The organism is Blastococcus sp. SYSU DS0973 (assembly GCF_054051055.1).
This window is the reverse complement of sequence record NZ_JBJHAN010000004.1, coordinates 129,113-151,745: the sequence shown is the minus strand read 5'-3', so window position 1 is coordinate 151,745 and position 22,633 is coordinate 129,113. Positions and strand designations below refer to the sequence as shown.

General features: G+C 73.2%; 27 protein-coding genes. 12 read left to right on the top strand and 15 right to left on the bottom strand.

All coding sequences use genetic code 11. The annotated features are described in order from the left end of the window. Nucleotides 1-45: 45 nt before the first annotated feature. A complete protein-coding gene (locus ACI791_RS09330; RefSeq protein WP_456585791.1) occupies nt 46-648 on the top strand; it encodes a dTDP-4-dehydrorhamnose 3,5-epimerase family protein in 603 nt (200 codons plus the stop codon). On the opposite strand, the gene ACI791_RS09325 is transcribed toward ACI791_RS09330, so the two are convergent. Continuing rightward, a complete protein-coding gene (locus ACI791_RS09325) occupies nt 634-1,032 on the bottom strand; it encodes a S26 family signal peptidase (protein ID WP_456585790.1) in 399 nt (132 codons plus the stop codon). The two genes, ACI791_RS09330 and ACI791_RS09325, sit on opposite strands and share 15 nt — an antisense overlap. Before the next feature lie 51 nt (nt 1,033-1,083). Here ACI791_RS09325 and sodN point away from each other — a divergent pair, with 51 nt between their 5' ends. From sodN to ACI791_RS09295, 6 genes are all read left to right on the top strand, one after another. Beyond that, entirely contained in the window at nt 1,084-1,488 is a 405-nt protein-coding gene (gene sodN / locus ACI791_RS09320) for a superoxide dismutase, Ni (RefSeq protein ID WP_347057745.1), read from the top strand. 108 nt (nt 1,489-1,596) lie between these two features. After that, nucleotides 1,597-2,844 (top strand): PP2C family protein-serine/threonine phosphatase, encoded by a 1,248-nt coding sequence (locus ACI791_RS09315; RefSeq protein WP_347057746.1) that lies wholly within the window; start codon nt 1,597-1,599, stop codon nt 2,842-2,844. Nucleotides 2,845-2,893: 49 nt separating this feature from the next. Next, the gene (locus ACI791_RS09310; RefSeq protein WP_456585789.1) at nt 2,894-3,559 is read left to right on the top strand and encodes a phosphatidylserine decarboxylase; all 666 of its coding nucleotides are present in this window, start codon (nt 2,894-2,896) and stop codon (nt 3,557-3,559) included. 9 nt (nt 3,560-3,568) lie between these two features. Next, nucleotides 3,569-4,396, top strand: coding sequence for a CDP-diacylglycerol--serine O-phosphatidyltransferase (gene pssA, locus ACI791_RS09305; protein ID WP_456585788.1), 828 nt, complete (start codon nt 3,569-3,571; stop codon nt 4,394-4,396). Next, nucleotides 4,393-4,875 (top strand): N-acetyltransferase family protein, encoded by a 483-nt coding sequence (locus tag ACI791_RS09300; protein WP_456585787.1) that lies wholly within the window; start codon nt 4,393-4,395, stop codon nt 4,873-4,875. The genes pssA and ACI791_RS09300 overlap by 4 nt, the downstream gene beginning before the upstream one ends. 24 nt (nt 4,876-4,899) lie before the next feature. Then, complete coding sequence (locus ACI791_RS09295) at nt 4,900-5,682, top strand: HAD-IIA family hydrolase (protein ID WP_347057750.1); 783 nt, start codon at nt 4,900-4,902, stop codon at nt 5,680-5,682. Nucleotides 5,683-5,733: 51 nt separating this feature from the next. Here the strand turns inward: ACI791_RS09295 and ACI791_RS09290 are convergent, their stop codons facing one another. After that, nucleotides 5,734-6,216 (bottom strand): hypothetical protein, encoded by a 483-nt coding sequence (locus ACI791_RS09290; RefSeq protein ID WP_456585786.1) that lies wholly within the window; start codon nt 6,214-6,216, stop codon nt 5,734-5,736. Between the two features lie 89 nt (nt 6,217-6,305). Here ACI791_RS09290 and ACI791_RS09285 point away from each other — a divergent pair, with 89 nt between their 5' ends. Both ACI791_RS09285 and ACI791_RS09280 read left to right on the top strand, forming a co-directional pair. Beyond that, on the top strand, nt 6,306-7,331 hold the full coding sequence (locus ACI791_RS09285) for a diacylglycerol/lipid kinase family protein (protein WP_456585785.1): 1,026 nt from the start codon (nt 6,306-6,308) through the stop codon (nt 7,329-7,331). Between the two features lie 280 nt (nt 7,332-7,611). After that, nucleotides 7,612-7,863: a WhiB family transcriptional regulator gene (locus ACI791_RS09280; RefSeq protein WP_091928851.1), complete on the top strand. Its 252-nt coding sequence runs from the start codon at nt 7,612-7,614 to the stop codon at nt 7,861-7,863. A 127-nt stretch (nt 7,864-7,990) separates the two neighbouring features. On the opposite strand, the gene ACI791_RS09275 is transcribed toward ACI791_RS09280, so the two are convergent. Then, the gene (locus ACI791_RS09275; protein WP_456585784.1) at nt 7,991-9,472 is read right to left on the bottom strand and encodes a sensor histidine kinase; all 1,482 of its coding nucleotides are present in this window, start codon (nt 9,470-9,472) and stop codon (nt 7,991-7,993) included. Nucleotides 9,473-9,607: 135 nt separating this feature from the next. Between ACI791_RS09275 and ACI791_RS09270 the strand changes: the two genes are divergently transcribed. Next, nucleotides 9,608-10,105 carry a GNAT family N-acetyltransferase gene (locus tag ACI791_RS09270; protein ID WP_456585783.1) on the top strand — a complete coding sequence of 166 codons (498 nt, stop codon included), beginning with the start codon at nt 9,608-9,610 and terminating at the stop codon, nt 10,103-10,105. On the opposite strand, the gene ACI791_RS09265 is transcribed toward ACI791_RS09270, so the two are convergent. Then, a complete protein-coding gene (locus ACI791_RS09265) occupies nt 10,102-10,326 on the bottom strand; it encodes a biotin/lipoyl-binding carrier protein (RefSeq protein ID WP_347057755.1) in 225 nt (74 codons plus the stop codon). The genes ACI791_RS09270 and ACI791_RS09265 overlap by 4 nt on opposite strands. 56 nt (nt 10,327-10,382) lie before the next feature. Beyond that, nucleotides 10,383-11,432 (bottom strand): biotin carboxylase N-terminal domain-containing protein, encoded by a 1,050-nt coding sequence (locus tag ACI791_RS09260; RefSeq protein WP_456585782.1) that lies wholly within the window; start codon nt 11,430-11,432, stop codon nt 10,383-10,385. 180 nt (nt 11,433-11,612) lie between these two features. Here ACI791_RS09260 and ACI791_RS09255 point away from each other — a divergent pair, with 180 nt between their 5' ends. Next, nucleotides 11,613-11,687: a 50S ribosomal protein bL37 gene (locus tag ACI791_RS09255; RefSeq protein ID WP_014377707.1), complete on the top strand. Its 75-nt coding sequence runs from the start codon at nt 11,613-11,615 to the stop codon at nt 11,685-11,687. 84 nt (nt 11,688-11,771) lie between these two features. Here ACI791_RS09255 and rsrA read toward each other — a convergent pair whose 3' ends face one another. Beyond that, complete coding sequence (rsrA, locus tag ACI791_RS09250) at nt 11,772-12,110, bottom strand: mycothiol system anti-sigma-R factor (protein WP_347057757.1); 339 nt, start codon at nt 12,108-12,110, stop codon at nt 11,772-11,774. After that, entirely contained in the window at nt 12,107-12,802 is a 696-nt protein-coding gene (locus tag ACI791_RS09245) for a sigma-70 family RNA polymerase sigma factor (RefSeq protein WP_347057758.1), read from the bottom strand. The genes rsrA and ACI791_RS09245 overlap by 4 nt, the downstream gene beginning before the upstream one ends. Nucleotides 12,803-12,999: 197 nt before the next feature. On the opposite strand from ACI791_RS09245, the gene ybaK reads away from it, so the two are divergent. Further along, nucleotides 13,000-13,473 (top strand): Cys-tRNA(Pro) deacylase, encoded by a 474-nt coding sequence (gene ybaK / locus ACI791_RS09240; protein WP_347057759.1) that lies wholly within the window; start codon nt 13,000-13,002, stop codon nt 13,471-13,473. A gap of 39 nt (nt 13,474-13,512) precedes the next feature. On the opposite strand, the gene ACI791_RS09235 is transcribed toward ybaK, so the two are convergent. The 8 genes from ACI791_RS09235 to ACI791_RS09200 form a co-directional block, all read right to left on the bottom strand. Beyond that, complete coding sequence (locus ACI791_RS09235; protein ID WP_347057760.1) at nt 13,513-14,283, bottom strand: GntR family transcriptional regulator; 771 nt, start codon at nt 14,281-14,283, stop codon at nt 13,513-13,515. Nucleotides 14,284-14,384: 101 nt separating this feature from the next. Continuing rightward, complete coding sequence (locus tag ACI791_RS09230) at nt 14,385-15,626, bottom strand: CoA transferase (RefSeq protein WP_456585781.1); 1,242 nt, start codon at nt 15,624-15,626, stop codon at nt 14,385-14,387. Next, nucleotides 15,623-17,053, bottom strand: coding sequence for a dihydrolipoyl dehydrogenase (gene lpdA, locus ACI791_RS09225; RefSeq protein ID WP_456585780.1), 1,431 nt, complete (start codon nt 17,051-17,053; stop codon nt 15,623-15,625). Before lpdA ends, ACI791_RS09230 begins: the two co-directional genes overlap by 4 nt. After that, nucleotides 17,053-18,429 carry a dihydrolipoamide acetyltransferase family protein gene (locus ACI791_RS09220; RefSeq protein WP_456585779.1) on the bottom strand — a complete coding sequence of 459 codons (1,377 nt, stop codon included), beginning with the start codon at nt 18,427-18,429 and terminating at the stop codon, nt 17,053-17,055. Before ACI791_RS09220 ends, lpdA begins: the two co-directional genes overlap by 1 nt. Then, nucleotides 18,426-19,406 carry an alpha-ketoacid dehydrogenase subunit beta gene (locus ACI791_RS09215; RefSeq protein WP_347057764.1) on the bottom strand — a complete coding sequence of 327 codons (981 nt, stop codon included), beginning with the start codon at nt 19,404-19,406 and terminating at the stop codon, nt 18,426-18,428. Before ACI791_RS09215 ends, ACI791_RS09220 begins: the two co-directional genes overlap by 4 nt. A gap of 16 nt (nt 19,407-19,422) precedes the next feature. After that, nucleotides 19,423-20,559 carry a pyruvate dehydrogenase (acetyl-transferring) E1 component subunit alpha gene (gene pdhA, locus ACI791_RS09210; RefSeq protein ID WP_347057765.1) on the bottom strand — a complete coding sequence of 379 codons (1,137 nt, stop codon included), beginning with the start codon at nt 20,557-20,559 and terminating at the stop codon, nt 19,423-19,425. A 58-nt stretch (nt 20,560-20,617) separates the two neighbouring features. Next, nucleotides 20,618-21,961, bottom strand: a complete 1,344-nt coding sequence (locus ACI791_RS09205) for a TRAP transporter large permease (protein WP_456585778.1) — start codon at nt 21,959-21,961, stop codon at nt 20,618-20,620. After that, nucleotides 21,958-22,620 carry a TRAP transporter small permease gene (locus ACI791_RS09200; protein WP_347057767.1) on the bottom strand — a complete coding sequence of 221 codons (663 nt, stop codon included), beginning with the start codon at nt 22,618-22,620 and terminating at the stop codon, nt 21,958-21,960. The genes ACI791_RS09205 and ACI791_RS09200 overlap by 4 nt, the downstream gene beginning before the upstream one ends. Nucleotides 22,621-22,633 lie beyond the last annotated feature (13 nt).

The window sequence follows — 22,633 nt, the reverse complement described above, 5'->3', positions numbered from 1 at the left end:
CAGCGTAACCGGGGGCGGCGGCCGCGCTGCGGTTACGGTGCGGCCGTGGAGATCCGCGAGCTCGCCGTGCCCGACAGCTACGTGTTCGACCTGGTGCCGCACGGCGACACGCGCGGCCGGTTCACGGAGTGGTACCGGGCCGACGTGCTGTCCCGGTCCATGGGACACAGCCTTCCGCTCGCCCAGGCCAACCACAGCGTCTCCGCACGGGGCGTCCTCCGCGGTGTGCACTTCGCGCTCGTGCCCCCCGGCCAGGCGAAGTACGTCTACTGCCCGGCCGGCCGGGTGCTCGATGTCGTCGTCGACGTCCGGGTTGACTCGCCCACGTTCGGCGTGCACGACGCGGTGCTCCTCGACGGCGAGCAGCCGCGCGCGGTCTACCTCGCCGAAGGGCTCGGCCACGCCTTCGTCGCGCTGGAGGACGGCAGCTCGGTCACCTACCTGGTCTCCTCCGGCTACGACCCGGGGCGGGAGTTCGGCGTCTCGCCGCTGGACCCCGAGCTGGACCTGCCCTGGCCGTCGGACCTCGAGCTGGAGCTGTCGGCCAAGGACCGGGCCGCCCCCACCCTGGCCGAGGCGCGGGCGCAGGGCCTGCTGCCGACCATGGCCGAGTGCGCCGCGCGGTACGCCCGGCTACGCCAGGTCTGAGGGCGGGGCGCCGGGGAGCCGGCCCGGGCGGGGCCACAGCCGGGCGGTGATGCGGCCCACCACGACGGCGACGCCGAACGAGCGGCTGTCGTCGGTGACGAACGGGTTGTCGCCCTCCACCCAGTGCCCACCGGGGACCGCCAGGCGCACCCGCTTGACCACCAGCAGGTCCGGCCGCGACGGGAACCGCGCCAGGACGACGTCCCCCGGGCGCACCCCGCGCGACCACCGGCCCCCGGACCGCACCCGCCGGGCCAGCAGGAGGTCGCCCGAGCGGACGGTCGGGGACATGGACGGCCCGCTCACCCGGACCGGTCGCCACGCACCCGGCAGCGGGTCCACCGGGCCGTTCCCGCGCTCTCCCGCGCTGTCGCCGTCGATCACCGCGAGTAGGGTCGCAGACGACACAACCCCACGATCCTCGGAGGCATCCCCATGCGTCTCACCCGCATGTTCTCCGCCGTGGAGGCCACCGCGCACTGCGACCTCCCCTGCGGCGTCTACGACCCGGCCCAGGCCCGCATCGAGGCGGAGTCGGTCAAGGCCATCCAGGAGAAGTACCAGGGCAACGACGACCCGGTCTTCCGCACCCGCGCCGTCCTGATCAAGGAGCAGCGGGCGGACCTCGTCAAGCACCACCTGTGGGTGCTGTGGACCGACTACTTCAAGCCCCCGCACTTCGAGAAGTACCCGCAGCTGCACGAGCTGTTCAACAAGGCCACCAAGCAGGCCGGCGCCGCCGGCGGCAAGGGCAGCATGGACCCCGCCGAGGGCCAGAAGCTGCTCGACTACATCGCCGAGATCGACAAGATCTTCTGGGAGACCAAGGCAGCTGCCTGAGACCGGACCTGCGCTGCTGCCGGGCCACCCCCGTGGGTGGTCCGGCAGCGCCGTCTCGAACACTCCTCCCACCCTGGCGACGCCGCGCCGGCGCCTAGGGTCTGCCCCATGCGCGGCTCGGAGGACTTCGTGATCGACGTCGGGCAACTCCTGGAGAGGGTCGAGGACGCGGCACCCATCGAGGCGGTGGAGGCCGTCGCCGACGCCCTGGGGGCGATGGTCGAGGCCCGCAGCGCGACCTTGCTGATCGCCGACTTCACCGGCCGGGCCGTCGTCCGGCTGACCTCGGCCGCCCTGGTCGAGGGCGCGCGCAGGCACGGGGGCGAGCAGGCCGAGACGCTGTCGCTGGCCGGCACGGTCTACGAGCAGGTCCTGCGGACGCAGGAGGCCGACGTCCGGGAGGCCGTCGACGGGGCGGTGGTGGTCGTGCCGGTCACCGACCGGGGCGACGCGATCGGCGTCATCGAGTTCGACCTCGCCCGCTACCCCTCCGCGAAGGAGATGGCGGAGATCCGTACCGCGGCGCACGCGCTCGCCTACGTGGTCATCGCCGCCCGCCGGCACACCGACGTGTTCGAGTGGGGGCAGCGCTCGACGGAGTTCGCGCTGGCCGCGGAGATCCAGCGTCGGCTGCTTCCCGCGTCCTACACGTGCGAGGCGGGTCAGTTCACCCTTGCAGGGTGGCTGGAACCGGCCAGCTCGGTCGGCGGGGACACCTTCGACTACACGCTGGACCGCGACTGCCTCCAGTTGTCGATCACCGACGCCGTCGGCCACCAGGTCGCCGCGGCCCTGCTGGCCACCCTGCTGGTGGGGGCGCTGCGCAACGGTCGGCGACGCGGCATGGACCTCGCCGAGCAGGCCCGGTACGCCAACGACGCCCTCGCGGAGAACGCGGACGCCGGGCAGTTCGTCACGGGGCAGCTGGTGCGGGTGGACCTGCACGCCGCTACCGCGACGGTCGTCAACGCCGGGCACGTCCTGCCGCTGCGGCTGCGCGACGGCCGGGTCGAGGAGGTCGACCTGCGGGTCGAGCCGCCGTTCGGCGTGGTTCCCGGCAAGTCCTTCGACGTCCAGCCCTTCCCGCTCGAGCCCGGTGACCGGATCGTCTTCCTCACCGATGGCATGCAGGAGCGCAACGCGGTCGACCTGGATGTCGCGAGAACGCTGGCGGACACCGCCGACCTGCACCCGCGAGAGGTGGTCCACGCCCTCGGCAGGGCCGTCCTCAAAGAGACCGGCGGGGACCTGCGCGACGACGCCACGATGATCTGCCTCGACTGGTACGGCGGCCCGCCGCGGCCGCGCACCAGCGAGCAGGGGGCCGACCCGGACATCACCTCGCCGCCGGCCTGAACCCGGGATCCGGACCGACCGCGGGCGCGGCCGGTACGGTTTGCAGACGATGCGCATCGACCCCGCCGGGTGGCCCTTCATCACCGGACCGCTGGCCCCAGCCGCCCTGCTCACCGCGGGAGGCCGGACCACCGGCCGCCGGAGCCTCCGCCTGGCCGCCTGGCCACTGGTGGGGCTGTCGGCGTACATGGCGCTGTTCTTCCGCGACCCGGACCGGCGCTGCGACACCGTGCCGGTCGACCCGGACGACGTCCTGTCCCCGGCCGACGGCGTGGTGATGGTGGCCGGTGAGCCGCAGGAGGGAGTGGCCCCCGACGGCGACTGGCAGCAGGTGAGCGTCTTCCTGTCGGTGGTGGACGTGCACGTCAACCGCTCCCCGTACCACGGCGAGGTCGTGGAGAGCTCCTACCGCAAGGGCAGCTTCCTCGCGGCCTACCGGAAGGAGTCGGCGCACCGGAACGAGCGCAGCGAACTGTGGCTGCGCGACGGCGACCGCACGGTCGTCTTCCGCCAGATCGTCGGCGTGCTCGCCCGCCGGATCGTCACCCGCACCGGGCCCGGGCAGCACCTGGCCACCGGGGAGCGGATGGGCCTGATGAAGTTCGGCTCGCGCATGGACGTGTTCGTGCCGCCCGAGTGCGAGATCACGGTGACGAAGGGGCAGCGCGTGCGGGGCGGCGAGACCGCCATCGCCCGCTGGTCCTCGACCCGCTGAGGGCTCGCCGTGCCCAGCTCCGCCTCCGGCCACCGGCCCCCGCAGACCCGCCGCACGGCCACCGTCGAGTTCGTGCGCGGCTCGGTGCGGGGCAGCCGGCGGCGTGCGCTCGCGACCCTGCCCAGCCTCTTCACGCTCGCCAACATGTTCTGCGGGTTCCTCGCCATCCTGGTGTCGATCCGCGGTCAGTACACGCTCGCGGCCGTCCTGGTCGGGCTGTCGGTGCTGTTCGACATCGTCGACGGCGCCGTCGCCCGCCTGGTCGGCGCCGTCACGCCGTTCGGTCTGCAGTTCGACTCGCTGGCCGACCTGGTCTCCTTCGGGCTGGCCCCGGCGCTGCTCGCGTTCACCCTGTTCTCCGAGGGGCGCGACGAGTGGGACCCGCTCGGCTGGGTCGTCTGCTTCCTGTGGGTGGCGTGTGCCGCCATCCGCCTGGCCCGGTTCAACACGACCATCGACCCGACGGCGGACAAGCGGTACTTCATCGGCATGCCGAGTCCCGGTGCCGCCGGCGTCGTGCTGGCGTCGGTGTTCGCCTTCGGTGACGACATGCAGGGCCGTGACCGGCTCTGGGTGCTGCTCGTGGTGGCCGTCCCCGCGGTGCTGATGGTCACCGACGTCCGCTTCCGGTCGTTCCGGTCGCTGGTCAGCCCGAAGAGCGGCCGCCCCTACGGGCTGGTCGCCACGGCGGTGCTCCTGGTGATCGGCCTCGCGCTGTTCCCGGTTGTCACCGGATGCGTGCTCGCCTACGGCTACCTGCTCGCACCGGTGCTCGTGCCGGTGCTGTCACCACTGGGCCGGCTGGTGCCGGCCCGCCTGAAGGAGCTCCTCTCATGAGCGTGCGCCCGATCCGCCCCGACGACGTCCCCGCCGTCGTCGGGCTGGTGCGCGAGCTCGCCGACTACGAGAAGGCGCTGCACGAGGTCCGCCTGACCGAGGAGCAGCTCACCGCCTGCCTGTTCGGCGGCTCCCCCGCCCTGTTCGGCCACGTGGCCCAACGCGACGGCCGGGTCGTCGGCACGGCCCTGTGGTTCCTCAACTTCTCCACCTGGCGGGGCACCCACGGCATCCACCTCGAGGACCTCTACGTCCAGCCGCAGCACCGCGGCGCCGGGCTCGGCCGGGAACTGCTGCGCACGCTCGCACAGGTCTGCGTCGACCGGGGCTACTCACGGCTCGAGTGGTCGGTGCTGGACTGGAACACCCCGTCGATCGACTTCTACCGGGCCGCCGGCGCCGTGCCCATGGACGAGTGGACGGTGTTCCGGCTCACCGACGACGCGCTCGCGTCGTTCGCCCGCGCCGCACGGGAGTGACCCACCGGCGCTAGCGTTCGGCCCGTGACCACCGAGCGCGGACCGATCGAGTGCTGGCTGACCGACATGGACGGGGTCCTGGTCCACGAGGGGCACGCCCTGCCCGGGGCGAAGGAGTTCCTCGACCGCCTGGTCGAGCGGCGGCGTCGGTTCCTCGTCCTCACCAACAACTCGATCTTCACACCGCGTGACCTCGCGGCCCGGCTCAGCCGCACCGGGCTGCTGGTGCCCGAGGAGGCCATCTGGACCTCGGCGCTCGCGACCGCCGACTTCCTCACCACCCAACTGCCCGGCGGGTCGGCCTACGTCATCGGTGAGGCCGGGCTGACCACGGCGCTCTACGAGGCCGGCTACACCCTCACCGACAGCGATCCGGACTACGTCGTCCTCGGGGAGACGCGCACGTACTCGTTCGAGGCGATCACGCGGGCGATCCGGCTCGTCGGTGGCGGCGCCCGCTTCATCGCCACGAACCCCGACGTCACCGGCCCCTCGCCCCAGGGCCCGCTGCCGGCCACCGGGTCGGTCGCCGCCATGATCACCGCGGCGACCGGCGCGAAGCCCTACTTCGTCGGCAAGCCGAACCCGATGATGTTCCGCAGCGCCATGAACCGCATCCAGGCGCACTCGGAGTCCACGATCATGGTCGGCGACCGCATGGACACCGACGTCGTCGCCGGGATCGAGGCCGGTCTGGAGACCGTGCTCGTGCTGTCCGGGTCCACCGCGGCCGACGAGGTGACGCGCTTCCCCTTCCGGCCCAGCCGGGTGCTCGACTCCATCGCCGACGTCATCGACCTGATCTGAGGGAGCCCCCCTCTCCACCTCGCGGGTTCGGGGCGCGCCCCTGAGGGGACCTCAACGGTCCAGGTAGGCCAGGCGGGACTCGGGGGTGGCCAGCAGGTAGAGCACGGTGCCGACCAGCGCCAGGATCGGCAGGCCGATCAGCGGCTGCTGGGCCGAGAAGGCGAAGGTGAAGCCGGTCAGCCCCAGGAACAGCTGCAGGGCGATCACCGGCCCGCGGGCCCAGTCGGCCACCCGCCACAGGCCGCGGGCGGCGGCACCGAGAACGCCGGCGGCCAGCGCGGCCAGCACCACCTCGGCCAGGGCCCGGGGCACGCTCTCGGGGTCGCCGGTCACGGTGAGGACGAGCAGCACCAGCGCGCCGAGGCCGAACAGCAGCGCCTCGAGCCCCACCGCCAGCGCAGCCCGGCGGAGCGACGGCGGCGCCTCGGTGCGTGGCGTCGCGGGGCGGGGAGCAGGTTGCGCGATCGAGGCGCCGAACAGGCGGTCGGCGAGGCGACGGGGCGGCGGTGCGGGCGCGCCGCGGTCCTCGGTCACGACGGCGAGACTACGCGGCGCCCGCTCGCCGCAGGCCCGTCGCCCGGCGCCGCCGACGGGTGCCCGCGCCCCCTGGATAGCCTGGCGGCATGCGCGCGCTCGTGGTCGTCAACCCGGCGGCCACCACCACCACCGCGAAGACGCGGAACGTGCTCGTGGGTGCCCTCGCCAGCGAGCTGAAGGTCGACGTCGCCGAGACCGGACACCGCGGCCACGGCCGGGAGCTGGGTGCCCAGGCGGTCGCCGACGGGATCGACGTGGTCGTCGCCCTCGGCGGCGACGGCACCGTGAACGAGGTGGTCAACGGGCTGCTGGCCGACGGCCCCGGGGCGGGCGTGCCCATGCTGGCGGTTGTCCCGGGCGGCTCGACCAACGTGTTCTCCCGGGCCCTGGGCCGCTCCCTCGACCCGGTGGAGGCGACCGCGGAGATCCTGGCCTCGTTGCGGGCGGGCCGCACCCGGTCGGTCTCCCTGGGCACCGCCAGCGCCACGGGGACCAGCACCGCGGCGGTGACCGGCGTGGCGCCGGCCGCGGCGGAGGCGGTCGCCCGCGCCGACGCCGACGCCGACGGGCCGGGGTGGACCGATCGACGCTGGTTCGTCTTCGCCGCCGGGTTCGGCTTCGACGCGGAGGTGATCGCCCGGGTGGAGGCGCGCCGGGCGCAGGGCCGCCGTTCGACCGGCGCTCTCTACGTCCGCGAGGGCACCAGCGCCTTCCTCTTCGGCCGCGAACGCCGGCGTCCGGCCATGACCTTGCAGGTGCCCGGCGAACCGCCGCTCGAGGAGCTGTTCCTCTGCCTGGTCTCCAACGTCAGCCCCTGGACGTACCTGGGCACCCGACCGGTGAACCCCACGCCTCGAGCCTCCTTCGACACCGGGCTGGACGTCTTCGCCCTCGGCCGCACGGGCACCACCCGCATGCTCCGGGCCCTGCGGCAGACCATGCGGCCCGAACCAGACCTGCGCGGGCGTGGCCTGCACCGTCGGCACGACCTCCGGGAGCTCACCGTCACCGCCGTGCGACCGCAGGGCTGGCAGGTCGACGGCGACCACCTCGGCACCGCCACCGGCGTGCGGTTCCGGAACGTGCCCGGCGCCCTGCGCGTCATCGCGTAACCGGCGTATCCCGACCCGGGCGCAAGGGCATTACCTCCGCCGAGTGGCAGGCCTAGCACGGCCGTGGTGAGGTTGCTCACGCGGGGGTCAGCGCTGACCGCGTTTCCCTTGACAGGCGTCCGGCACGTGAAAACATCGCTGCTGGAACGCAACCTGCCGGTAACAAAGCAGGCAGTCGCTGCCGCCATGGCGCTGGGTAAACCGGTGTCGGCCCGGCGATGGCAGACCGAGCTACGCGACTGACGTACCGACCGCAGACGACATCGAGGAGTACAACGCCATGGACTGGCGCCACCGCGCGCTCTGCCGGGACGAGGATCCGGAGCTGTTCTTCCCCATCGGGACGACCGGTCCGGCCCTGGTCCAGATCGAGCAGGCGAAGGCCGTCTGCCAGCGCTGCCCGGTGGTCTCGTCGTGCCTGGACTGGGCTCTGCGCTCGGGTCAGGACTCCGGCGTCTGGGGTGGGCTCTCCGAGGACGAGCGGCGCGCGCTGAAGCGCCGCCAGGCTCGCACCCGGGTCCACACCGCCTGACCAGGAGCACCACGACGGCTGCCGGGAACTCCCGGCGGCTCACCGCACCACCGCGTTCGCACTGACCGCCACGAGGCCGGTCCGGCTCCCCCCGGACCGGCCTCGGCGCTTTCCGCCGGCGCCGGGCTCAGCGCCGCGGCCAGCCGTTCCCGGGCAGGTGCAGCACCACCTCGGTGCCGGGTCGCCCCTCCGGCGCACCCATCGTGAGGCTGCCGCCCAGCTCGCTGGTCACCAGCGTCCGGACGATCTGGAGGCCGAGCCCGTCACTGACGGCCGGGTCGAACCCCGGCGGCAGACCCCGGCCGTCGTCCCGGACGCGGACGAGCAGGTCCTCGCCGTTCCGCTCGGCGACGAGCTCGATGACGCCGGGCTCCCCCTCGGAGAAGGCGTGCTCCGCGGCGTTGTGCAGCAGCTCGGTCACCGCCAGGACCAGCGGGGTGGCCGCCGCCGCCGGCAACTCGCCGAACGATCCGGTCCGCCGGGTCCGCGCCGCCGGGCCCACCGACGTCAGGTCGCCGAGCATCGGCAGCACCTGGTCGAGGACGTCGTCGACGTCGACGACGTCCTCCCGGCTGCCGGCCAGCGTCTCGTGCACCACGGCGATCGAGGCCACCCGGCGCACCGACTCCTCGAGCGCCGCCCGGGCGGCCGGCTCGGTCATCCGGCGGGCCTGCAGCCGCAGCAGCGCGGCCACCGTCTGCAGGTTGTTCTTCACCCGGTGGTGGATCTCCCGGATGGTCGCGTCCTTGGTCAGCAGTGCCCGGTCCCGCCGCCGGACGTCGGTCACGTCGCGCACCAGCACGAGCGCGCCGGGTGCGGCGCCGGGAGCCTGCAGCGGCAGTGCCCGCATCAGCAGGGTGGCGCTGGCCGCCTCGACGTCCATGGGATGGGGGTAGCGCCCCGCGACCGCCGCCGTGATGCCGGCCGCGGCCGCCTCGCCCGCCACCCGGTCGGTCACCGCCCGGCAGGTCACCTCCGCGAGGGTCGCGCCGGCCAGGTCACCGGCCACCCCGATCCGCCGGTAGGCCGACAGCGCGTTGGGGCTGGCGTAGCTGACCCGTCCGGCACCGTCCAGGCGTACCAGCCCGTCACCCACCCGCGGGCTCATCTCCGCGTCCTCGAGCGTTCCCGGCGGGAACGTGCCGGCCGAGATCATGAGGCAGAGGTCGGCGGCGATGTCGAGGTAGGTCAGCTCCAGCGTCGACGGCGAGCGGGTGACCGCGAGGTTGGTGTCCTTGGCCAGGACGGCGATGCCCACGCCCTCGTGCCGGACCGGGATCACCTCGCGCCGCCGTGACGTGTGCCCGGTCCGGTCGGGCTCCCCGTCCAGCACCGGCCGGCCGTCCCGGAGGGCCACGGCGAACGACCGGGCCTCCTCCGGACCGGTCTCGACGCCGACCATGTCCTCCGGCCGGCTGGTGGGTGCGGTGAGCGGCCGCACCTGGGCCACGCACCACCAGGAGCCCGAGGGCAGCGGCACCCACAGCGTGAGGTCGGCGAAAGCCAGGTCCGCCAGCAGCTGCCAGTCGGCGACCAGGCGCCGCGCGTGGGCGATCTGGGCAGGGCTGGACGCCGTTCCGCGGGTGAGGCGTTCGGAGAGGCTGCTCATGGTGCGCCGAGCTTAGGACCCCGTCCCGGGGCCCTCCCCGCGCGGGCGAGGGGCGAGGTGGACGGGGTCGGTGCCCTGCCCAGTTGGACGCAGGCTCGCCGCGGGCCCCGGCAGAGGACCACTTAGGCTGCGCGCGTGGTAGCCCTTCCCGCCGTCGTCATCGAGGCCGCCGGGCGCCGCGACCACGACCGCATCGCCCAGCTCACCGTCGACGTCTACGTGGGCGGCGGGCTCGCCTCCAGCGGGTACGCGGCGGAGCTGGCCGACGTCGCCGGCCGGGCGCGCCAGGCCGAAGTCCTCGTGGCGCGCGATGCGACCGGCCGGGTCGTCGGCAGCGTCGCCTTTGTACCGGGGGGCGCGTTCGGCGAGGTGCTGGAGTCCGCCGACGAAGCAGGCTTCCGGATGCTCGCCGTGGACCCGGACGCGCAGGGCCAGGGCATCGGGGCGGCGCTGGTGCAGGAGTGCCTGCGCCGTGCGTCGGCGGCAGGCAAGCGGCGGCTGGTGATCTCGACGGGCACACGCATGACCGCGGCGCACCGGCTGTACGAGCGGCTCGGATTCACCCGCCTGCCCGAGCGGGACTGGACGCCGGTGCCGGGCATCGACCTGCTGGTCTACGCCCGCGACCTCTAGGCATCGACGACGGTGGCGATCAGGTCGCCCTCCTGGAGGACCTCGCCCTCCACGACGTGCAGCTCCCGCACCGTGCCCGAACGCTCCGTGAGGACCGGGATCTCCATCTTCATCGACTCGAGGATGACCAGCGTGTCGCCGGCGGACACCGGCGCACCGGGCTCGACCAGCACCTTCCAGACGCTGGAGACCATCTCTGCGTGGATTTCCTCGACCGCCACCGGAACCTCCCGCGCTCACCGTCCGTGAGCCCTCATCCAAGCACGCGGCCGGCGGATCAGGCGTCCGGGACGGCCCGCCCCTGAGCGAGTCGCCCGACCACCGCGCAGACCTCCGGACCGTCGTGCGGAACGCCGGTCTCGGGCAGCCCGCTCAGCGCCAGAGCAGCGGCGCGGGCGGCCGTCGCGACGTCCACCGCCCCGGCGCTGACCGTGACCAGCAACGCGTCGTACCAGCCGTCGAGCCGGTCACCGGGGTCGTACCCGGTCACCGCCACCAGGTCGATGTCCGCCTCGGCCACCGGCCGGCGCCCGGAGCCGGGCAGCCGCCCGCTGATCCGGCCCGCGGTGCCCGGGGGCAGGGTCGATCGCAGCTGGACGGCCACCGCGGCACGCACGTCCGGGCGAGCCGCCGGACCGGGGCCGGGCACCGGTGACCCGACCGCGCTGCGCAGCGCCAGCTCGACGGCGTCCACGCCATGCGCGCGCTCCAGCACCGCCATGTCGAGGGAGACCCCGGCGGCGACCTCGGTCAGCTTTCCGTCCGGGGCGATGCCCACGGTGACCAGGCCGCGCCAGCCGATCTCCGCGAGCCGCTGCGCCGCCGGCGGCACGTCGCCGGGCGCTCCGGGGGTCCAGGACACCCGCGCGATGCCGGCCGCGCGGTCCCGGGCCACCGGCGTGGGGAACCGCAGACCCTCGTCGGTCACCCAGGCCAGGAGGCCCCGCTCGCTGGCCGGCTCCACGCCGTCGCCGCCCAGCCGCTCCAGCACCTCCGGAGCCGGGCCTGCCCAGCGCAGCCCCGCGCCGAGGACGGCGCTCGCCAGTCGCGCGTTCCCGGCCAGCGCGGGTGGGACGGGGAGCACGGTGTCGGCCCCGCTGCGCCGGGCCGCCTCCACGATGCGGTCGACCGCCAGGTAGGACTCCGCGGCCGGGGCGGGGCCGAGCAGCACCCCGTCGTCGGCCAGCCGGACGTGCCGCGCCGCGTGCTCGGTCTCGCTGTACACGGCGACGGCCTTGAGACCGAGCCGCTGGCACGCGCCCACCGCGGCGCAGCCCGCCGGGCCCCGTCCTGCGACCAGGACGGTCTCGATCCCCAGCTGCGGCACTGCTGTTCCTCCTGCATCCCATCGCCCGGCCCGGCGCACGGCCAGGCGCCTCCGTGAGAGGCTTGTCCGGTCAGCTTGGCGGGTTCGTCGGCGTCGTGCACCCTACGTGGGCCGCGCCGACCCCCCCGCGGGATCCACGGGCCGAGCGGGCCCACCGGTGAGGGTGAGAGGAGGGCAGCGATGTCCAAGCGTGGACGCAAGCGTCGCTCCCGCAAGGGGAACAAGGCCAACCACGGCAAGCGCCCCAACGCGTGAGAGCGGCCCCTCTGCATGCAGAGGGGGCATGCGCCAGAGGCCCAGAACCCGACGGGTTCTGGGCCTCTGGCGTTCAGCGGCGCCTCACGCGGTGGGGCGCTCCTCCGACCGCTCGATCGTCAGCCGCTCCACGCTGACCTGCGTGCCGTCCTCCTCGAAGGAGACGCTGGTCAGCTGCGTCTTGATCCGCTCGCGCAGACCCGACGGCGGCTTGTCGCCCCCGCAGCGCCGGCGCACCAGGGCCTTGAACTCCTGCTCGATGCCGAACTCGCGCAGACAGGAGGAGCAGTCCTCGAGGTGCTCGGCGATCAGGCCGCGCCGCTCGTCGGTGGTCTCGTGGTCGAGGAACTCGAAGACGTGCGTCAGGACGTCGTCGCACGAGTTGATGTCGAGGGGTCCGCCGGACCCGTGCTCGCTGCTCACGAGTGGGTCGCCTCCTCACCGGCTCCGGCGCGGACGAAGCCGCGCTCGCGGGCGTAGTCGGCCAGCAGCTTCTGCAGCCCCCGGCGACCGCGGTGCAGCCGGGACATCACCGTGCCGATGGGCGTGCCCATGATCTCGGCGATCTCCTTGTAGGCGAAGCCCTCGACGTCGGCCAGGTAGACGGCGAGCCGGAAGTCCTCCGGCAGCTGCTGCAGGGCGTCCTTGATGTCGGAGTCGGGCAGGTGGTCCAGCGCCTCGATCTCGGCCGAGCGCAGACCCGAGGAGGTGTGCTCCTCCGCCGCGTAGAGCTGCCAGTCCTGCACCTGCTCGGTGGGGTACTGCTGCGGCTGCCGCTGCTTCTTGCGGTAGCTGTTGATGTAGGTGTTCGTCAGGATCCGGTACAGCCAGGCCTTGAGGTTGGTGCCCTCGGCGAACTGGTGGAACGCGGAGTAGGCCTTCACGAAGGTCTCCTGCACCAGGTCCTCGGCGTCGGCCGGGTTGCGGGTCATCCGCAGGGCCGCCGGGTAGAGCTGGTCCAGGTAGGGCAGCGCGTCGCGCTCGAACCGGGCATCCCGCTCGGCGCGGGTCTCGGCGAGCTCCGTGCGGCTCCCGCCCTCGCGGGCCTCCGGCACCTCCACCGGAGCGCCCTCGGGCAGCTGACCGGCGTTGTCGACCGCGGAATCCTCAGGCACCGACCGTCCTCTCCGGGGCCCCCGGACGCGGGGCACCACGTCGGTCGATCCTAGCCGTGCGGCGTCCGGACGGCCCGGGGGACGTCGGTGCACGGCCCGCGTGCGGGTGGTGGAGACGCTGCTGCTCACGGCGGGTGCAACGGCACCGGCGCCCGCGGCCATTCCCACCGGGCCGGTGATCGCTACGCTCCGGCGCCGTGGCGGCAACCCCGGCGGTGCGGGTCCTGGAGCAGGCGAAGGTGGCCCACACGCTGCACCCGTACGACCCCGGGCACCCGGCTGACCGGGGACACGGCGAGGCCGCCGTCGCCGCGCTGGGTGCCGACCCCCGCCAGGTGTTCAAGACCCTGGTGACCCACGTCGACGGCGTCCTCACCGTCGCGGTCGTGCCGGTCAGCGGGACGCTCGACCTCAAAGCGCTGGCCACGGCCGCCGGCGGACGCAGGGCGGCGATGGCCGAGCCCGCCGACGCCGAGCGCGCGACCGGCTACGTGCTCGGCGGGATCAGCCCCCTCGGCCAGCGGAAGGCGCTGCCCACCGTGGTCGACGCCTCCGCCCTGGGGTTCCCCACGGTGCTGGTGAGCGCGGGCAAGCGCGGGCTCCAGCTGGAGCTGCCGCCGGGCGAACTGGTGCGGCTGACCCGGGCCCGGACGGCGCCGATCGGCCGCTGACCGCCTGGCTCCCCTACTACTGCGACCCGGTCGGCTGCGCTACGGAAGCGGAGCGGACGCCGCGTCCCGGGACTCCGCGTCGCCCTCGCCGGGTGCATCCCGGTCCTCTTTCGCGGCGGAGCGGGTCCGCACCAGGTGGGCAACCAGCAGCTGGCCGGCATGCCTGATGTGCTCCTCCATCGCGACGCGGGCGCCATCGGCATCACGCCGGTGCAAAGCCTGGATCAACGCGGTGTGGTCGTGCGCGGAGGCCTCCTCCCAGCCGGCGATGGACGTGAAGAAGCGGGTCGGCACGTACCGCACCGAGAGGCCGAGGAACCAGTTCAGCTTGGGTGCGGCCGCCACCTGGTTGATCATCCGGTGCAGAAGGTGGTTGCAGCGGGCGACGACGTCCCCGTCCCCTGCCCGCGCGGCTCGTGCCAGCCGGTCCTGGAGATCGTCGATCTCGGCGAGGTCCGTGTCGCTGAGCTTGAGCGCCGCGCGAGCGGCCAGCTCCCCGGCGATGGTCGCCTGGACGAAGAAGAGGTCGGCGACGTCCTCCGGCGACAGGGGCGCGACCACGAAACCCCGCCGCGGCTCCGAGACCACGAAACCCTCACCGCGCAGCAGGAGGAGTCCCTCCCTGGCCGGTGTCACGCTGATCCCGAGATCCGCCGCGATGCGGTCGAGGCGAACGAACTCACCCTCCCGGAGCTCCCCGGACATGATCAGCGCGCGGACGTAGCCCGCCGACTCCTCGCTGAGGGCCTGACGGCCGCGTGGCGGCTGCGAGGAGTGGAATCCGTCGATGCCCGATGCCTCTACCGCCACCTCAGCATGGTAGTCGGCCGACCCCGCCCCGTACTCGATGGATGGCGCGCGGCGGGGTGAGGCGGCAACCGTCCCGCCTCTCTGCGGCCGGTCGACGGCGGTCACTCTGCCGCCGAGGTGGGCGCCAGGACGCCCTCGTCGTGCAGCCGACCGATCTCCCGCGATCCCAGCCCGAGCACCTCGGTCAGCACCTCGTCGGTGTCGGCGCCCAGCACGGGCGCCGGGCGGGGAGGCTCCTCCACCGCATGGGGTCGCAGCGGGCTGCCCATCGCCAGCAGGCGACCGACGCCGGGCTGCTCCAGCTCGGTGAGCGGCGAGGACGCGGGGTCGGCCTCGTGCTCCCGCACGACATCCGTAGCCGTGCGGTATGGACCCCAGAGAACCCGTGCGGCCTCGAGTTGCCGGCTGACGGTCGCAACGTCGCGGGAGGCGAACCAACCGCGCAGGATCGCCGCAATCGTCTCCCGGTGGTGGTACCGGCTCACCTCGTCCTCGAGGTCCACGCCGAGGGCCTTCTCCAGCGCGGCGAAGACCTCTCCCGTCCCGGTCACCTGGCACAGCGACCGCCATTGGCCCTCGGTCAGTGCCACCACCATCACCCGGCGTCCGTCCGAGGTGGGGAAGTCGACGCCGAAGCTGCCGTACACGTGGTTGCCGTGCCGCGGCCGGTCCACCCCCGACAGCTGGGCGTCCGCGTACCAGCCGAGCGCCGCCACCCCGGCCAGCGCGACGTCGGCGAGGGCCACCTCGAGGTAGCTGCCCCGACCCGTGCGGTCCCGGTGCCGCAGCGCGGCGAGCAACCCGACGACCGCCGACTGCCCGGTGAGCAGGTCCCACGCCGGGAGCACGTGGTTCACCGGCGCACCGTCCGACTCGCCGCCGGTCATGTTGGGGATCCCCGCCGCGGCGTTGACCGTGTAGTCCACCGCCGGCCGGCCGTCGCGGTGCCCTTGGACGTGGACGTGGACGAGGTCTGGCCGGCGCGCCGAGAGCGCGGACCAGTCCAGCCACGAACGGGCCACGTTGTTGTCCAGGAACACCCCGCTGTCCCGGCCAGGGGCAGTGATCAGGGCGGTCACCAGCTCCCTCCCGGCCGGGGACCGGAGATCCACGGTGACCGAGCGCTTCCCCTTGTTGAGGCTGTGCCAGTACAGGCTGGCGCCGTTGGGGGCCAGCGGCCAGCGTCGGTGGTCGGTGGCCCCGCCCAGCGGGTCGACGCGGATGACGTCGGCCCCCAGCTGGGCGAGCGTCATGCCGCCGGAGGGACCGGCCACGTACGTCGCGCACTCCACGACGCGCAGCCCCTCCAGCGGCCGGTCGCCGGCGCCCGCCGCCGCGGTCACGAGGCCGCCGCGGCCGGCACCGTCGCCCCGGCCGGCTGGTGCAAGAGGCTGCGCGCGACGTCGGACGTCATCTCGCTCAGCGTCGGGTGCGGGTGGATCGACGCCAGCAGGTCCAGCGGGGACGCCGCCATCTCGATGGCGAGGACCCCTTCGGCGATCAGCTCCGACGCGTGCGGACCGACGATGTGCACGCCGACCACCGCATCGACCGACCGGTCCACAACCAGCTGCGTGAACCCCTCCGTGGCGTCCATCGTCGCGGCCCGCCCCGAGGCGCTCAGCGGGAGGCGCGCGACGGCGACGTCCATGCCCTGCGCCCGGGCCTCCTCGGGCGACAGACCCGCGACTGCGATCTCTGGGTCGCTGAACACGACGGCGGGGATGGCCGCCGGATCGAACGCCGCGCGCTTGCCGCACAACACCTCGGCGGCCACCTCCCCCTCCGCCGTCGCCTTGTGCGCGAGGGCCGGTCCCGCCGTGATGTCGCCGATGGCCGCGACGTGCGGTGCAGCCATGCGATCCGGCCCCACCGCCAGGAGCCCACCGACGTCGGGCGTGATGCCGATCTTCTTCAGCCCCAGCCCGTCGGTGTTGGGGCGCCGACCGATGGCCACGATCATCTTCTCGGCCGACACCCGCTTCTCACCGGAGGCCGCGGTCGCCGTGACCACGCCGTCCTCGAAGCCTTCCACCCGGTGCCCGAGCAGCACGTCGACGCCGAGCGCCTTGAGCCGCTGGCGGACGGGACGCAGCAGCGCGGCGTCGACCCCCGGGAGGAGCCGGTCGAGCGCCTCGATGATGGTCACCCGGGTGCCCAGCTTGGCGAACGCCGTTCCGAGCTCCAGACCGATGTAGCCACCTCCCACCACCACGATGCTGCGCGGCAACGTCTGCAGGGCCAGGGCGTCCGTGGAGTCCAGGACCCGCTCCCCGTCCCGGGGAAGCCCCGGGAGCTCCACCGGCCGAGATCCGGTCGCGAGCAGGACGTCGGTGTACTGCAGGTGCCGCGGTGGGCGGTCGTCGGCGGACTGCAGCACCCCCGAGCCCGGCCTGGTGAACCGGAACTCGCCGGCCGCGACCTCGACGCCGGCCCGGCGGAGCAGCCCCGAGACGCCTCCGGTGAGCCCGCCGACCTTTGCCGCTTTCCACTCCTGGAACCGCGCCATGTCCACCGACACGTCGCCGACCGTGAGACCGGCGTCCCCGAGCCCGCCGGCCCGGTGCGCCACCTCGGCCACCTCGATGAGCGCCTTGCTGGGGATGCAGCCGACCTGGAGGCAGACCCCGCCCACGCCGGCGTCCCCGAGCCGGTCGACGAGCAGCACGCTGCGGCCCAGGGCGGCCGCGCGCAGCGCCGCCGTATAGCCGCCGGGGCCGGCGCCGACCACGAGCAGGTCGACGCCCTCTGCCACTTCTCCGACGACCATCACTCCCCCTTGAGCAGCAGGATCGGATCGGCCAGGTAGGCGATGAGGGTGGCCAGGAAGGCTCCCATGTCGTCGCCGTCGATCAGCCGGTGGTCGGCGGAGACCGACAACGGCAGCGTCGGCCGGACCACGGGCACACCGTCGACCGGGACCACGGAGTCGCGGATGCGACCGAAACCGGCGATCGCGGCCTCGGGCGGCCGGATGATCGGCGTGGCGAGCCAGCCGCCGAAGCTGCCGAAGTTGGTGATCGTGAAGGTCCCCTCGGACATCTGCGCGGAGCTGACGGTGCGGTCCCGGGCAGCCGAGGCGAGCTGGTCGATCTCTCGCGACAGCTCGCCCAGGGACTTGCCGTCCGCATCCTTGACCACCGGCACCATCAGCCCGGCAGCGGTCGCCGTGGCCAGGCCGATGTTGCGCCGGCCGTGGTAGGTGATCGTCTCGGCAGCCATGTCGATGCTGGCGTTGAACTTGGGGTGCTCGGCCAGCGTCGCGACGACGGCCTTGACCAGCAGCGGCAGGAACGTGAAGGCCACGCCGTCGGGCTCCAGGTGCGGCCGGAGGCTGGCCCGCGCCCGCACGAGAGCGGTGGCGTCGACCTCCCGGAACTCGGTGATGTGCGGGATCTGCTGCCACGAGGTCGTCATGGACTTCGCGATCGATCGCCGCAGCCCGCGCAGGGGCACGGTCTCGTCGGCGAGCCGGCGCACGACGCGCCGCGGCTCGCCGGGCTCCGCGGAGCTCCCGCCCGCGGCCCCGGCGGTCTCGTCCACGTCCGTGTCGGCGACCGCGGGCGCGGCCGCGAAGGCCCGCACGTCGTCCGCGGTCACCCGGCCACCCGGACCGGAGCCACGCACGGCCGTCAGGTCGACCCCTGTCTCCAGCGCCAGCCGGCGGGTGGCCGGCGAGGCCAGTACCCGCCCGATCCGGGAGCGGCCCCCGTCGGCGGCCGCGGTGGGCGAGGGAGCCCCCGCCGCCGCCTCCGGGGACTGCGCCACGGCGGCGGGCGTGGGCAGCGCAGGCGCGGCGGCCGGCGGCTGCTCTTCGGCCGGCGGCTGCTCGGCGGCCGGCGGCTGCTCGGCGGCCGGCGAGGTCGCCGGGCCGCCCGTGCCGTGGCTGCGGATCTTCACCGACTCATCGGTCTCGAAGACCACCAGCAGCGCCCCGATCTCGAGGACGTCGCCGACCTCGCCACCGAGGCGGAGCACCGTCCCGTTCACCGGAGACGGGATCTCCACGACCGCCTTGTCGGTCTCCACTTCGGCCAGGACCTGGTCCCGGACGACCGTGGAACCCGGCTGCACGTGCCACTCGACGATCTCGCCCGCATCGAGGCCCTCCCCGACGTCGGGAAGGCGGAACTCCAGCTCGCTCACTTGGCGCTCACCGTCCGGCGGACGGCGTCGACGACGCGCTCGACACTCGGGATGTAGTAGTCCTCGATCGAGGCGATCGGATACGGGGTGTCCGGCGACGCCACCCGGGCCACCGGAGCCTCCAGGGAGTAGAACGCCTCCTCCTGCAGGGTCGCGACCACCTCGGCCCCGAACCCGGCCGTCAGCGGGGCCTCGTGGACGACGACGCAGCGCCCCGTCGCCTCCACGGCCGACACCAGCCCCTCGACGTCCAGGGGGACGAGCGTGCGCAGGTCCAGCACCGTCGCCTCGATGCCCTCCTCCGCGAGCCGCGCGGCGGACCGCTCGGCCAGTTGCACCGCGGCGCTCCACGCCACCAGCGTCACGTCGCCGCCCTCGCGGGTGACCCGGGACTGACCGAAGGGAACGGTGTAGTCCCCCTCCGGGACCTCACCCTTGACCAGCCGGTACCCCCGCAGCGGCTCGCAGAAGAGCACCGGGTCGGGGTCGCGGATGGCCTCCAGCAGCATGCCCTTGGCGTCGTAGGGGTTCGACGGCATGACCACCTTGAGCCCGGGGGCCTGCACGAACTGCGCCTCGAGGGCGTCGGAGTGCAGCTCCGGGGTCCGGACGCCGCCACCGAAGGGGGTGCGGATGGTGACCTGCGCGTTGTACCGGCCCTGCGAGCGGTAGCGGTAACGCGCGATCTGCGGCGCGATCTGGTGGAACGCCTGGTGGGTGAACCCGAGGAACTGGATCTCCGCCACGGGGACCAGGCCGGAGACCGCCAGCCCGAGCGCCGAGCCCGCGATCACCGCCTCGGCCAGGGGCATGTCGAACACCCGGTCGGCGCCGAACTCCTTGAGCAGCCCGTCCGTCGCCCGGAAGACACCGCCGAGCTGGCCGATGTCCTGGCCCAGCGCCACGACCCGTTCGTCGCGCGCCATCTCCTCCCGGAGGGCTGACCGGATCGCCTCGATCATCGTCATCGTCGCCATGGTGTCGCTCCTCGGCTCAGTGGGAGTCCAGCGCGGCACGCTGCTGCGCACGCAGGCGCTCCGGCGGGTCGGCGTAGACGTGGGTGTAGATCTGCTCGGGGTTCGGGGGTGCGAAGGCCTCGGCGGACTCGATCGCCTCGTCGACCTGCCGGTCGATGCCGGCCTGCATCTCCCGTTCGGCCTCGTCGTCCCAGGCGTCCTGGCTGCGCAGCCAGGACGTGACGCGGCGGATGGGGTCGCGCTCGTCCCAGCCGCTGAGCTCCACCGGCTCCATGTAGCGGGTCGGGTCGTCGGCGGTGTTGTGGGCACCCATCCGGTACGTCTGGGACTCGATCAGCGTCGGTCCCTCCCCCCGCCGGGCACGCTCGACCGCCTGCTGCATCGCCGTGTACACGGCGAACAGGTCGTTGCCGTCGACGATGACGCCCGGGAAGCCGTACCCCTCGGCCCGGCTGGCGAAGTTCGACGCCGCGGTCTGCTTCGTTCGCGGGGTGGAGATCGCCCACCCGTTGTTCTGCAGGAAGAACACCACCGGTGCCCGGGTGACACCGGCGAGGTTCATGGCCTCGTGCGTGTCTCCCTCCGAGGAGGCGCCGTCGCCGAAGTAGGTGGTCACGACGCCGTCGCTGCCCTGCAGCTTCAGCCCCCATCCCAGCCCGACCGCGTGCGGGAGCTGCGCGGCCAGCGCGATCTGCAGCGGGAGCACCTTGACGCCGTCGGGCACCCGACCGCCGGCCGGGTTCCCCATCCAGTACAGCAGGTACCCGTCGAGCGGAAAGCCGTGGCGGACGACCCCGGGGAGCTCACGGTACTGCGGAACGATCCAGTCGCGGGCGGGGTCGAGGGCGAACGACGAGCCGACGACCGAGGCCTCCTGGCCGCGGACGGCGGAGAACGTGCCCATGCGCCCCTGCCGCTGGAGGCTGATCGCCCGGACGTCCACCGTCCGGGACAGCATCATCCAGCGGAGCGCGTCGCGGACCTGCTCGGTGCTCAGCGGGACCTCGGCCCCGGGACGGACCGTCCCGTCGGGCGACAGGATCTCCAGCCGCTCGCCCGGGCCGGCGAAGCTCTGCTCGACCTCTTCCTGTTTCCTGTCGAGGTCCAGTTCGGCCTCGGTCTTCGGGTCGTCAGCTGTCGGGTGGGCGGTCATGGCAGCCCTTCCTTCGTGCGCGTCGGTGGGTATGGGTCGGGACGGGAGGACCGGGTCACTAGCCGATCTGGCTGGGCAACCAGGTCACGAGGTCCGGGATGAGGAACAGGAGCGAGGTCGTGAACAACTCGGCCGGGAGGAACCAGGCAATACCCCGGAACGCGTCCTCCAGTCGGACTCCGGGTGTGCCTGCAAGGACGTAGACGTTCAATCCCACCGGTGGGGTGATCAGCCCGATCTCGATCATCTTCACAGTGAGGATGGCGAACCAGATGCCGTCGAAGCCCAGGCCGATGACGACCGGGTAAGCGAGAGGCAGGACGATCAGCATGATCGAGATCGGGTCGAGGAACATCCCGAGCGGGACCATGATCGCCAGCAGGACGATGATGAGGACCGTCGGCGGCACCGGGAGCTCCAACGCCCAGTTGGCGAAGGCGTTGGTGATCCCGGCGCTGACCAGGAAGTAGGTGAACAGGCTGGCGCCCACCAGGATGGCGAAGATGAAGCTGGTCACCGACGCCGCCTCCGCGAAGCTGTTCCGCAGATTGATCATCAGCTGACGGGGCCCGTACCGGAACACGTCCGCCAGGAGCATGAACAGCGCGGCCAAGGCCCCCAGCGAGGCGGCCTCGGTCGCGGTGAAGAACCCCGCGTAGATGCCGCCGATGACGATGGCGAACAAGACGGTGATCTTGACCAGCCCGGCATAACCCTTGCCCTGCGGCCGGTTGCCGGCGAGGCTCGGCTGGTCGTCGACGGCCGTCGGGGCCTGGTTGAAGCCGCCGATGGCCGGCCGCAGCCGTACCCGGATGATCACCAGCGACATGAACACCAGCGCCGACAGGATGCCGGGGACGATCCCGGCGGTGAGCAACGCGCCGATGGACTCACCGGTGATGATGCCGTAGATGACCAGCACGATGCTCGGCGGGATGAGCACGCTCAGCGTGCCCGCCGCGGCCACGATGCCGGCGGCGAACGCCACGTTGTAGCCGTACTTGCGCATCTCGACGATGGCGACCCGTCCGACGGTCGCCGTGGTGGCCACGCTCGACCCGGACACCGCGCCGAAGCCGGCGCAGGCGGCGATGGACGCGAGCCCCAGACCACCGGGCAGCCGGCGCAGCAGCCGGTGGCTGATCCGGAAGACGTCCTCGGCCACCCGCGCGTGCGCTGCCAGCACGCCCATGAGGATGAACATGGGTATGACGACCAGCGTCGCCTCCGCCGTCGCCTGGTACGGCAGCGACCCCATCGTGCTGGCCGTGATGTCAGCACCGCGGTAGACGATCAGGCCCAGGATCCCCGCGGTGGCGAGGGCGAAGGCCACAGGAACGCCCGTGCACAGGAGCACGAGCAGGACGAGGACGGCGAGGGCCGCCACGAGCCCTGCGGTCACGACCGGGCGCCCCTGTCGCGCTCGGTCGCCGCGGACGCCGCCTCGGGGTGTTCGTGCTGGACGGTCGGGGCACCCGTCCGGGCCCCGACGATCTCGTCGTAGGTGCTCAGCGCCAGCTCCAGGATCAAGGCGACGAGGCCGAGCGGGATCACGATCCGGATCGGCCAGATAGGGACAGGGACGAGGCCGAAACGGAACTCTCCGACCTGGAAGGAGTTGACGGCCACGACGGCCGTCTCGTAGGTCATCCACAGGAGCACCGCGATGGCGACGACCAGACCGACCGCGCGCACGACGTGGGCGGTGCGCGTCGGCAGGCGCTCGGTGACCAGGTCGACGCCGATGTGGGCCCCGGTGCGCTGCGCATAGGCCAGGCCGAGGAAGACCAGCCCGGCGAGCAGCACCTCGCTGTACTCGACCACCCCGGGGATGGAGGACCCGGTGATCTGGCGGACCAACACGTCCAGTGCCGTACTGATCATGATGCCGACGATCAGAAGGGCAGCGATGACGCCGAAGGTCGTCGCGATCAGGTGGATGACCTTGCGGACCGGCCCCCCGGGCCGCTCCGCGGGCGTGCCGTCGATCGGCGGCACGGAGTGCGCGTCACCGATCAGCGCGTCGGGGGACAACGGGTCGTTGCCCCCCGACGCACCCACCGGTGTCGAACCG